The following is an 11989-nucleotide window of genomic DNA, read 5'->3' on the forward strand; positions in this document are numbered from 1 at the left end:
CTTACGCTGCCCCTTGAATAGCGATAATCAACCGTGTAGATGGATGGCTCGCGGCCTGAAAGTGGGAATCCCGCCAGTTTTTTTGCCGGTCGCGAACATAGTCGTTCATCTCTTCGATGTTTTGTTGAAGCTGTTTTGCTTTGTCTGAGCCTTGAGCGCATTCGTTTAACCTGTTGAGCAGGATGTCCTCCCGGCGATCTTTCCACTTTTTTAGGCGCCGCTCTTCCTTGCGCAACAGGGGAACCAGCTGCTTTTCACGTCGGTTTTTCAAGAAATGCATATGCTTGATGCTTTCATTGACCGCTGAATGCAGCAACGGCTGTGCGGCCAAAATGTTCGGTTCTGCCCCGGTATTGCTTATCTGATCGAATTTGACGGTGGACAGTACCCACTCGAGTGGCTGCTGCTTTGGTTTGGTGTCCCCTTTGAAAAAAGAAATCGCGTGTCCATCCACAATCAGCGGAATACCGCTTTTGGAGCTGACCTGACCGATAAAGCAGAAACAGAGTTGGCCGGGCTGCAAATGGGGTGAAACGATGATCGGCGCCTGACCGCGATCGACGGTCATCAGCAAGCGTTCGTTCAACCACTGCAAAATAGGATGCTGTTCACTGCAAAGAAGCTCATTTGACCAATACCCCGAGGCGTTGCGGGCCGCCTTGATGGCCAGTTCCACATGATCGGGATCGCCGGTCAACCGGAATTGATCGTTTTCGGGCCAGGATTCCATGGGGATGGCCGTGGCACCAAAAATCACATTCGTGCGGTTTTCTGATTTGCCCAATCGGCGCTTGAGGTCATCGGGTGCATTGACGATAACCAGGCGGTCGGTGGATTGCAGCTTTATGTAATCCGGATTGCGTTCTTTCAGGAATTGATAGCCGGTAATTAGGAAATCGCGATCCGCGAAAAGCCGAAACTGTTTTGATTGAAATGGTACGTCCTCGGATGGATTACTGGTGTCCGGGGCCGTTTCGTCATCATCCAACAGGAAACTCATGAAGTCGTCATGGTCTGCCTGACTGGCTTCTTTGAGCATCAGCTCCAGGGCATCGGCTTCCAGCGAGGAGCCATTGAGTTTCGAAGATGTTTTCTCCTCCAGCACATTGGCGTTGCCGGCCAAGATTCCCTGATTGGCGATGTATTCTTCCTCGGCCTCTGGATCGTAGAGTTGCAATACGCTTTCCCCGGACTGCCGCAGGTGGTTGATCTCTTCCACTTTGTCGATCAACCGATTGAAAATGGCCTGATCGCCTTTCAATAACCCCTGCCCGGTATTGACGATGATATAGCGCAGGATGGGGCTTTTTTCCTGTCCGAGTCGGTCGATGCGGCCATTGCGCTGGATGAGGGTGATGATCGACCAGGGCAGGTCGTAGTGGATGATATGGTGGCATTCATGGTGCAGGTTGATGCCTTCGGAGGCCACGTCCGTGGCGATCATCATTCGCAGGGGTGAGGATCCCGTGGCAAAGGCTTCAACAGTTTTCATTAAATGCGTATCCGGTGTCCCGCCATGGATAACCGCAATGGGCTGGTCAGATTGGCTTTCAAATTTATCATTGTGTTTTATTATGAAATCCTTAGCCAATGCGTGAGCCAGGGCGTCCTGGGTTTGACGGTATTCGGTGAAAATCAGAATACGCGGACTCTTCGGTTTGCCATTCCATCCGATTTCTGCAAGCTGCCGTTTCAGGATGGCATAGCGGGTTGATTTTTCAAGGGTGAGATTTTTCAGGCGGCTGCCCAATTCCTCTAACCGGGGAATTTCAACTGACGCTTCATCATCCCCGGCAAGCTTTGCCAGTCGGTTGGAGACGGTTTTCAAACAGGCTTCCGGACTGGATAGAAACAACTTATAAAACCCATATTGAAGCAAGGCATTGTGCCGGCGCTTCTTTTGGAATTGATCGGCATCGTCATATTCTTGTTTCAGGTCCGCTCGCAGCTTGGCAAGTGCCTCATAGACTGCCTCTTCGGCATCGGTTGCATCGGCGGTGGTATGGGCCAAAGGGATAACCTCCCGTTCGGCCAGCATGCCGGTGGCGTCCTGGCGGATATCCTCTTTGAACCGCATCATGAAAAATTCTTTGATGTCCTGGGCATCATATTCTTTGAAATTGGGATCCGGTATGGCCGAGGGATCGAGCAGGGAAATCAATCGTCCGAAAGTCTCCTTTTTGCCATTGTGCGGTGTTGCCGTGGTCAGCAGCATGCTGTCCGAACGACGGGAAAGCAGGCGAGCCAGGCGATAGCTCAAATGGCGCTCCGGGATACTGGCACCGGCAACATTGTGGGCTTCGTCGATGATCACCACATCCCAACGCGTATCTTTCAGGAAATGCTCGTAACGGGCCACGTTTTTGAGGGTGTCGATGCTGATAATGACCCGGTGAAAGACTTCGAATGGATTTTTATTGCCAGGAATCTTGAGTCGAACCTTCGCGATACCGGACGAATCCAATCGAACGAGAGGGATATTGAAGCGGTTCCAAAGCTCTGACTGAAATTGGGTGAGCATGGATTTTTTGGCCAGCACCAGAATTCGTCCGGCTCGACCACGCCGCATGAGCTCAGACAGAATCATCCCCACCTGAATGGTTTTTCCGAGACCCACGGCATCCGCCAGAAGCAACCTTGGACGCAACTGCTGTAGCGCTCGCCGAACGGTGTCTTCCTGGAATTGCATCCGTTTGAAAACACCCAATCCGTCAAAATTCGGTTCGATACCGGTAGCTGGAACTTGACGAAGATGCGCTTCTAAAAATAGCTTGGACAATTTGTACCCGTTGGAATCATCTTTGATGAGTTTCGTGCGGGTCGGATCCACAGGCGCAATGTCGTCCAGTTGGGTTAAGAAGATACTCTGGTGGCCCCTGACCAGATCATCGATCCCAACGCAATGGATGGCGAAGTTGTCCTCAAAATCGATGGAATCCGCTTTGGTAATTAACCACTCCGCATCGCGGCATAAAATCCGCGCCCCGGGTGTTGGTGGCGTTTTGCTTTTATACATCGTCAAAGTCCTCTGGAGCGATACATAGCTCCTCACGGCCAGCAAGTCTCAGGCAGGCATTCATGATCTCAACATCATCATCGAAACCGATGGGTGAAGTAAAATCGCACTCGAGGTCCGAGGAGAGGGTAAAATAGCGGATCATGCCTTTCAGCCATGGTTTACCGTGCGATGGAATATTTTCCCACTCATCGGTTAATCGCTGAAAGGTCTGGTAAATATGCCTGGCAAGTTTGAAATTAACGAAAAGATTTTCGATATGCGCACACCGGACCTTTTCCAGATGACGCGCAGCCTGTTTTAACAAATCATCCAGAGGAGTGTCCGATATTTCGTTTGAGCATCGGTTCAGCAGATCAAATTCCTTTTTGGTCAATCCCTCCGGAAACAAATCTGCCATCTTTGCTCCTTTTGTCTTTTTTGAGAAAACTCTCTTTGGGTGGGATTTTAAGGAGGGATTTTACCACTCCCTCCCTCGAGCCGACATACAAAGTCAGTAACCAAATATGGGAAATGAATAAATGTACAAAAACATTTAGTATACGCTGCTTCGCGTGTCAATTGATGGTCTTATGAAATGTGTCGCCAGAAGGTAAGACCTTATCCCGTCGACGACCCCGATGCTTATTAAAATTGACAAAATAAAAACTATGATATACATGGCCTGGAAAACCAACACATATTATCCATGAAAAAATTTGACTTCTCAATTATAAAAACACTCCGCATGAAGTGGGGGCTGACGGCCGAGGAACTGGCCGCAAGGGCGACGGTCACCCGGGCAACGGTGGCCAAAATTGAATCGGGCAACGGCAACCCTACCATCGAGACGCTCGGGGCGTTGAGCCGCGTTTTTCAACTGCCGACCAGCGAATTGATCCGCATGGCCGAGGTGGCCCATTGTGAGCGCGGTGAAACCGCGCCATTTGCGGGCGAGGGTCTCGACGGCGCGCATATCCGGTTTTCCAATTTCGAGATTTATCGTCTCGAGGCGGGGGCCGGAATTCATAAGGTATCGGAACCCGGCTACCACGAGAATACCGCCGAGGTGTGCCTGGTGACCGCCGGAACGATCCGGATCACCGTGCAGGGGGAATCCCACGAATTGGGTCCCGACATGGCGGTCCGTTTCAAGGCGTTGCACGAGCACCAGATCGACATTTTGGAAGATGCCGAGTTTTTGTTGATTCATCACACGCTGCCCTGATCCGTAAATCTGTTTCTGCATGGTGACGACCACGAAGGTTGTCGCGTCCGTTGGTGACCGGACGCGTGCTTCGTGGTTTTTTTATTTGGATTGCGTGGAGAGAAAGGAGTGGCTGTATGAGGTGCACGACATGGATTGGATTGATTGCGTTGGGCGTTGCCGTGACGATCTGTCCGGCGTTTGCCGGGGAGTCCGGAGAGACGGATTCGACGACTGAACTGGAACAGATTACCGTATCGGCCGAGCGGACGGAAACGCTGAGCAAGGATGTGGTCACGGCCGAGACGATCCAGGCGCCGGGTGTGTCGGGTTCGGTTCTGGATGCGCTGGGCAACGAAGCCGGCATTCAGATGAGAAGAAGTTCCCTTTCCGGCGGCGATGGCAGTAAACTGCGCCTGCGGGGATTTGACGAAACCCGCTTGCGCATTACCAAGGACGGTGTGCCGCTCAACCGGGACGGATCCTATGGCAACGGTCCCATCGACTGGAGCATTCTCTCGCCGGAGAATGTCGAACAGATCGAGATCTATCGGGGGGCCGGCCCGGCCAAATTCGGCAATACGCTGGGCGGCGTCGTCAATATCGTGACCAGGAAACCCACCGAGGATCCGGAAACCGTGGCCAGGACGGCCTATGGCAGCCATGATACCTGGGACAGCAGTGTGGCCCATTCGTGGAAGGTGGGAAAAGTCGGCTGGGCCTTTTCGGCCGGGCACTTCGAAAGCGACGGCTATCTGCGCAACAACACCATGGACCGGGACAATTTCTCGGCCATACTGACGTTCGACCTGCCCGCCGGCTGGCAGATCGGCGGCGGGATGGATTATTCCGACAAAGAGAACGGCAATCCGGTATACAACCAGCCGGACAGCCCCTATTACGACAGCGGTGAACCGGATGCCGACGAAAAAGAGCTTGGCGGGCCGGGCATCGGCAGCCGACTGCTGGACGGCGCCTTGGCCTGGGGGGACGGAACGCTGACCGAGGACGAAAACCGCAGCCTGACCGCCTTCATCGAGAAAACCATGGACGCCGGACGGTTGCGGCTGGACTACCGTCTCTGGAACCAGGATCGCACGGAGACCTATTACGCGGCAGACACCGGGAAGAAGATCTACGAACGCGAGACCGAAGCCGAGGATGACAACTGGTCCCTGCAGGCGGCATTCGAATACAAGCTCCGCGATCACCACATCGAAGCCGGCGGCGAGACCCGGAGCTACGGTTGGGGCGGTCAGGAGATCAATTATATCGATCCATCCTATTTCAGCGGAGCGATCTATTCCCCTTATTTTACATTTGTCAGAGAGGGCTTCGAGGGGCAGCCGGATCTGATGGCCTACCATGCCCTCTACCTTCAGGACACCTGGGCCCTGATGCCGGTACTCACCCTCGAGTTTGGGCTCCGGCAGGAGTGGTTCCGGGCCGACGGTGTCGATCCGGACGCGTTCGGATTCCAATGGCAGGCGGAGCCCACCGACCTGAGCGAAGACCACCTGGACCCCCGCTTGGCCGTCACCTACCACCCCTGGGAAGATGCTTCCGTCACCGCCCGTTTCGGGATTACCCACCGCTATCCCACCTCCCCGGAGTACTTCTGGTGGTACCTGAACAACGGCACGGGATACTTCAATACGGATTTCAATTCGGAAGAGGCGCGTCAGTATGAGCTCGCCTACTCCCAGACCATCGGGAATACGGCGTCGTTTACCGTGCGCGGATACTACTACGATATCGACGATTACATCTCATCAACCACCATAGCGGGTGTCGGCTCGGTCTATTACAACATCGGTGAGGTGGAAATCAAAGGCCTGGAAACCGGAATTTCCGTCAACCTGCCATACGGGCTGCGCGCCTGGGCCAATTTTACCTGGCAGAAAGGCGACAAGTCCGACGACCCCTATGACATCGACAACGAGTTGAGCAACCAGCTCCCCGATTTGCCGGAGACCCTGTTCAACGCCGGCATCGACTACATCTACGAAAAACTGCGCCTGCGCTGTTGGCTCAACTATGTGAGCGACCGGGATCATCTCAGCGACGATGGCCTGGAAACCCTGGGCGCCTATACCCTGGTGAATGCCACGGCCGCCTACCGGTTGCTTTCAACGCAAAAGCTTACGCTGGATCTCGAACTCGGCGCGGAGAATATTTTCGATGAGGATTACGAAGAGGAGGAGGGGTATCCCATGCCCGGTGCCATGGTGATCGCCGGGGTTCGGATTGAATTCTGAACACTCTTTTTTACCAGACCAAAAAACAGCGAAGAACAAGGAGACGTTAAATGATTCTAAAACCAATGATGCGCGAAGGGATCATCCCGCTTCCGGTGGCGTTTATCTCCACGATCAGCAAGGACGGGGTGCGCAATATTGCCCCGTACGCCTGTGTCATGCCCGTCCTGAGGCCCCTGGACCTGATTTGTATTGCTTCGGCATTCAAACGTGACACCCTGGTCAATATCCGCGAGACCGGCCAGTTTGTGATTAACATGGTGGGGGCCGATTTCTCGGACAAGGTGATCCCCACAGCCCGGTTTTCCCCGCCGGAGGCGGACGAGTTCGAACTGGCCAAATTGAACGAGAAGTCCTCGGAAACGGTTCGGCCGCCCGGCATTGCCGGCGGCTACGCCTGGATGGAATGTGAACTGTTCAAACTCTACGAGGAAACCCAGTATGTGCTGGTCATGGGCCGGGTGCTGCGGCTGGAAGTGGATGACGCGGTGTTGAATGCACAAGGGGAGTTCGATGTCACCAAAGCCCGCCCACTGATGATGGCCGGTACCCGCAAAGGGATGGATTTTTGTACCGTTGCGGGTATCGACCATTTCGAACCGTTCAGTGCCATGTTTGCCGACGGCCGGGACCCGCTGGAAAATAAATACCAGGAGTAGAACCCGCAGGTTTGGCAGATTCCTTTGATTACCGGGCTAGGGCGATTGGCGGATAAGAATATACCCGGATGCGCATGATTTTCATTTGTATTCAAGGCGGGCTTTTTTACGCATTGTGGGGCTATGTGTGGAAACGCCCAACGCAGAAGACGGATGAAAAGACAAGCAGGCGGGTATATTCTTTGACAGAGAACGCCTTATTTCTTGCCTGCACTCTAAGGTCGCCGGAAATAAATAATTCCTCCATCCTGCTTGTCTTTGCGCCCGTCTACCGCGTTGCCGCCACCCGCACATATCCCCTGATATGCACGGGTGACGGCGCCTTGTAGACGACCCCAAATCCGGCGCGATCTGGGGGAGTTATTTTTTTCCGCCAACCTTAGACGGATTTTTTTAAGCAGCCTCTGAGATACTCAGTCAGTAATGAATTTGTCTGATAATTTCTTTCCAATTGATATTCACATCCTGTAACGATCGTATTTTCGACCGCATCGACAACACGGATGGAAACGTAAACGCTACCTTCCGCAACCGCATAGGTACCAACAATGACAAATGCACTGTTATGTGTCTTGCTAAGTTCTTTAATTTCGCGTGATAAAAGAAACTCACCCTGACCCTTCTTGATGTATACAGAGCGCTGTCGCAATTTCATTTCTAGCACATGATACCCATGGCGAGCAACGCGTGAGGAAACCTGTTCAGAGATGAGGCGCCCCAGAGGACATGATTCTTCCAAATCGTTTATGTTGACAAGGCTTGCTGATATAATAGTGCCGTCTCTATCACCTATTCGTTTTTTCAGGTCCGAGGTGATAACATCCGCCGCCGCATAACTGGCTTCCAGAATTTCGCTATAAGGCACAGTTTTTAGGTTTATCGTATTGTCAGCCTTTCCATCAAACGTAGCACATCCAGAGAAACCAATCAGGAGGCCAGTAAGCATTGGAAAAATATAGAGAAAGGTTTGTATACAATACTGTCGTTCCCTAATCGACCACATCAAAAGTCCTCCCCCATTGGTTTGCCCGGCTATCTTTCGTCTCATAATCCTTCACATAATACGATGCTTCGGGTCATTGATATAATATATATCGGATTGGTGAATTAATTTATTTTCTCGCCAATATTTCCTCAATCATAAGGGCAAATTTGGAGCTATTGCGTTTTAGCAGGCTCTCGGCAGATGGAGCCGGACGCCCCCAACTACGAATTGAAAAGAAGAATGTTGTCGGCAACGGAGAAGCGGATTCGATCGCCTTGGCATATCCCACCGTACATAAACTCTCGTTGGAAATGCTGTAGATGACCATTTCCGATTCCACACGCGAGTCAGCCGAAATCATACCGTCAAGAAAATAGGTCACCTCGCCTGCCACAAGCATGTCATAGCTTTTCTCCGTCATTAATTCGAAAATCTGTTCGGTTGTATCAGGCATAGGCACGTTTGCGGGAAGCAGGTCGGCATTTATGTTTTTCTTTAACAATTCCAAAAACAACATCTTGGACGCGCGTTTTCCAATACCCCCGACATAGCGAGGCGATTGAAAATCACATACAACGATCTTGGGATGGTAATGATTCTGTACCGGTTTCTTGATCAGGATCTCTTCCGGCAATCCAATGGCCTTTTTTTTCAATTGGCGTTGATAAGCACATCCAGTACTCATCGCAATCAACACATTTATTAAAAATAACAACAAGATCGACTTTCTTACGTGTAATTTTGCCATCGCCTATAACTCCACCTGTGGAAATGTCGAAAAAATAGCGCGCTTTCAATAATAATTTGACGCTTTCGACGCTGTTCCGTCGATATTGACCGGGTCAAGCAGATCTTCCGTTACAGTAACTATTTGTTTTTGATGTTTTATTATGAATGCATTCACATTTAAACATATGACGTTTAAACACTATGCAGAATCCGTACCCAAAATGGGAGAAAGATGACTCCACATCGAACTTTCCTTGTATATTCCATGCCTATCCGGATGTTGCACACAACTTCAAAAGATACTCGGAATCAAACGTTACGAGACTGCGTTCAGCATACTGAACAAATTGCGTGCCGCAATGGTTCGGCCAAGACGTGATTCTATTGGAGGTAAATGGCCAGTTGAAGTGGATGAGACGTTCGTCGGTGGTGCCACAAATTGCTGCGAGGGTGGATTCACCGACCTACGCGGGGCGCTATTACAAGGGTGCGTGGAAACATCCTGGAGATCGACGCGGTTGAATAAGCGTGTGTGCAATATCCGGATAGGCATGATATATTCAACACCGCGTCATCCACCTCCAGCCGCAGCACCCGGCCCATGACCAGCACATACTGGGTTTCTTCGTAAAGTTTGAACAGTATCCGGCAGTGGCTGAAAACCTATCCGGATGTTGGATATGAGATCAGTGAAATGGGGGATTTTTTCCGCATAGTGGGGTTATGTGTGGAAACGCCCAACGCAGAAGACGGATGAAAAGACAAGCAGGCGGGTATATTCTTTGACAGAAATTGTCTAAATTTAAAATGTGCCGCCGAACCGCTTCACTCCGACGTCCGAATTTATCGTCCCGTACCTTCAAAAACCGCTCTTTGAATTTTTGCATTCCATTTTATTTTTTGGCCAAGATCATTGATTATAATAAATTTCGACAGTGCCCGTTTCGATTCAGGCCCCCATATGCCGTCTATTTTACCATCGTATAATTTTAATTCGGAAAGACGATGCTGAACAAGCTTTGCATCGGTTGATTGCCTTAAGTCGAGCGGCACCCATACATTTTCCAGTACACCGGATGATCCTTTCTGAGTTTGGCTTTCTTCGATATTAGACTGGTTGATCGTTTGTTTTACCTGGGTAATAGCTAATGAATCATGCCTTACGGACAAATTGAATGCATGCGTGGCAATCATTGCGCCGTTATCGGCATTGAGCATCTTCACGTTGATGATTGCCGTTGAACCATTGATGGCATAAGTCCCCACAATGACCGCCTGCGCCGACTGAGCATTGGACAGCTGGAGCAGATCTCTGCTCAGTGCGAATTCTCCGGTATCGTTGACAACGATATTTTCTTTTCGTAATTTTAATTCGATCAATTTAAAACCATGCTGAGCCAAACGGGTTGCAAACAAGTCACTAACCAAACGGCCGAACGAAGATGCTTCTTGGAGATTGTTAAAGTCTACAAAGCTGGTTATAATAATCGGTTTTGTTCGGTTCAAAGAGTATAAGATGTTGTTTTCAAGCGTGTCGGCAGCACGATAAACATCTGAAATGAAATGTTTGTCCGGTGCCGGGCGGTAGTACGAGGATCCGCTGGATGCTAACAACGGGTTGACTGCAAATACCGCTGAGAAGAGGCTCATGCCAAATATGATCGATAAAAACTTAATTCGGGTTTTTTTCATATCGTTTCTCCATCCTATTGATTTACAATGTGGTATATTTTTGTTGAACTATTCGGTTGTGCACTATCGATTGAACTATTCGGTTGTGCGCTATCGATTCGATAATGCCAGCTTTCTAAATCGTTAATATAATATGACGATGAATGTCTGAATATGTATCTGTTGCCGTCCAGTAAGGAAACCGTAAAGAGAATTTCATTTTTAGGCAGCTCGAGCGTGTAGGCACCTGCTTCGGTATACAATTCGGCGCTTTTGACCTCATGTTCGGGTGACTCCCAATAATAATTGTTGTAATATTCTGGATGGCTGCGATATTCATGCCGATTGTGGTAGTAAGTTCGATGATAGCGGGATGGACCAGAAAGCGGGGTATCCCGTTTAACGTAAAAGCCGGGCGCCAGGGATTTAAAGACACCCTGACGGGTTTTAATGATTCGTCTTGTATGTTCGATAACCTGTAGATCGTAATTCAAAACAAGATCTGCATGTTCATTGTTTGATACGCAAATACCAAGTTTTACAAATTCGGTAATCAGTAAATCATGTAATGCTTTCTTAAATACGGTTGCTCCCGATGGTGAGACATAAATTGTTTTGCTGGCTTCACAAATATTGTAATTCTGGGTTTTGGCATGCACTTGCTCGGCGACATCACGGGCCAGAAGCATCCAGTGCTCGGCGGCTTGCATTTGGCGCTGGGTAGTCAGTCGATAATATGCCGGAATCGGTGCTTGGGACGTTACCGGTGTTTCCGCGTGAATTGAGCACCCAACAAAAATCGGCAGTAAACAAATCAAAATTAATAATCGGCGCATTTTTCTCTCCCCTGTCTCCAAGAAATTATTATAAAATACCATATTTTATTTTGCATCTTAGATGTGCTTGAAAAGTAGTATCGTCGATTGATCAAATAACTTTAGTGGTTTGTAGTTGGTATACGTGTAGGAAGCGAGTAACAAACGTCCATTAAATCCCATCTTCACAAGCCATGAAAACTTTGTCATGATGAACCAAAAGCATGGGGGGGGATTGTGAAAGGCTGGGGTAAATCGTAAATAAGTGACAAAAAGGAGGCGATGTCAATCGAAGTGGTCAGCGCATCTTTGTCGACATTTATCGGCAAAAGCACCTGGTAATCTTCCGCGGTCCTGGCCAACGGTAGTTTGGCAAACAGGTACAGGCATAGGGTTCAAATCCATTACACCTTGGTGGTGTTGAAGAAGGTGGCGCTGACATCGGCTCCTCGGGGTGCGCCGGAGAACAACCAGTTCTTTCTCCTCATTACAAAGGGGCGAATGGCGTCTTTGGCAGCATTGTTATCGAGCTTCAGATGGTTTTGGGAAAGCTGGTCATAGCCTCCTGTAAATAGCCGATTTTCATGTTTTGGGAAGAGATGATCTACTTTCTGCTTTTTTAAGCAGCCTCCCAGATGGATGTCAATAAGGCGACTCCCCATGTACCAAC

At 50.0% G+C, this 11989-nt stretch carries 10 protein-coding genes and 1 pseudogene; 4 read left to right on the forward strand and 7 right to left on the reverse strand.

What is annotated here, in order from left to right:
• Window position 1: 1 nt before the first annotated feature.
• Both GN112_RS29015 and GN112_RS29020 read right to left on the reverse strand, forming a co-directional pair.
• Complete coding sequence (locus GN112_RS29015; RefSeq protein WP_155313351.1) at window positions 2-3016, reverse strand: DEAD/DEAH box helicase; 3015 nt, start codon at window positions 3014-3016, stop codon at window positions 2-4.
• Window positions 3009-3392 (reverse strand): hypothetical protein, encoded by a 384-nt coding sequence (locus tag GN112_RS29020; protein ID WP_155313352.1) that lies wholly within the window; start codon window positions 3390-3392, stop codon window positions 3009-3011. The genes GN112_RS29015 and GN112_RS29020 overlap by 8 nt, the downstream gene beginning before the upstream one ends.
• Window positions 3393-3704: 312 nt before the next feature.
• On the opposite strand from GN112_RS29020, the gene GN112_RS29025 reads away from it, so the two are divergent.
• The 3 genes from GN112_RS29025 to GN112_RS29035 all read left to right on the forward strand — a co-directional run bounded on the left by GN112_RS29025 (window position 3705) and on the right by GN112_RS29035 (window position 7119).
• A complete protein-coding gene (locus tag GN112_RS29025) occupies window positions 3705-4223 on the forward strand; it encodes a helix-turn-helix domain-containing protein (protein WP_155313353.1) in 519 nt (172 codons plus the stop codon).
• Window positions 4224-4339: 116 nt separating this feature from the next.
• Window positions 4340-6460, forward strand: a complete 2121-nt coding sequence (locus GN112_RS29030) for a TonB-dependent receptor (RefSeq protein ID WP_155313354.1) — start codon at window positions 4340-4342, stop codon at window positions 6458-6460.
• A gap of 50 nt (window positions 6461-6510) precedes the next feature.
• Window positions 6511-7119, forward strand: a complete 609-nt coding sequence (locus tag GN112_RS29035) for a flavin reductase family protein (RefSeq protein ID WP_155313355.1) — start codon at window positions 6511-6513, stop codon at window positions 7117-7119.
• Between the two features lie 379 nt (window positions 7120-7498).
• Here the strand turns inward: GN112_RS29035 and GN112_RS29040 are convergent, their stop codons facing one another.
• Window positions 7499-8167, reverse strand: coding sequence for a FlgO family outer membrane protein (locus tag GN112_RS29040; RefSeq protein WP_155313356.1), 669 nt, complete (start codon window positions 8165-8167; stop codon window positions 7499-7501).
• A 64-nt stretch (window positions 8168-8231) separates the two neighbouring features.
• Window positions 8232-8852, reverse strand: a complete 621-nt coding sequence (locus tag GN112_RS29045; protein ID WP_155313357.1) for a hypothetical protein — start codon at window positions 8850-8852, stop codon at window positions 8232-8234.
• A gap of 268 nt (window positions 8853-9120) precedes the next feature.
• Here GN112_RS29045 and GN112_RS29050 point away from each other — a divergent pair.
• A pseudogene (locus tag GN112_RS29050) lies at window positions 9121-9270 on the forward strand (IS1595 family transposase); the annotation flags it as partial.
• A gap of 406 nt (window positions 9271-9676) precedes the next feature.
• On the opposite strand, the gene GN112_RS29055 reads toward GN112_RS29050, so the two are convergent.
• The 3 genes from GN112_RS29055 to GN112_RS34950 all read right to left on the reverse strand — a co-directional run bounded on the left by GN112_RS29055 (window position 9677) and on the right by GN112_RS34950 (window position 11981).
• Complete coding sequence (locus tag GN112_RS29055) at window positions 9677-10525, reverse strand: FlgO family outer membrane protein (RefSeq protein WP_155313358.1); 849 nt, start codon at window positions 10523-10525, stop codon at window positions 9677-9679.
• 14 nt (window positions 10526-10539) lie between these two features.
• A complete protein-coding gene (locus tag GN112_RS29060; RefSeq protein WP_155313359.1) occupies window positions 10540-11340 on the reverse strand; it encodes a hypothetical protein in 801 nt (266 codons plus the stop codon).
• A 383-nt stretch (window positions 11341-11723) separates the two neighbouring features.
• Window positions 11724-11981, reverse strand: a complete 258-nt coding sequence (locus GN112_RS34950; RefSeq protein WP_162459164.1) for an IS66 family transposase — start codon at window positions 11979-11981, stop codon at window positions 11724-11726.
• Window positions 11982-11989: the final 8 nt, after the last annotated feature.

Origin of the sequence: Desulfosarcina ovata subsp. ovata (assembly GCF_009689005.1) — a bacterium.
GTDB classification, from domain to species: domain Bacteria; phylum Desulfobacterota; class Desulfobacteria; order Desulfobacterales; family Desulfosarcinaceae; genus Desulfosarcina; species Desulfosarcina ovata.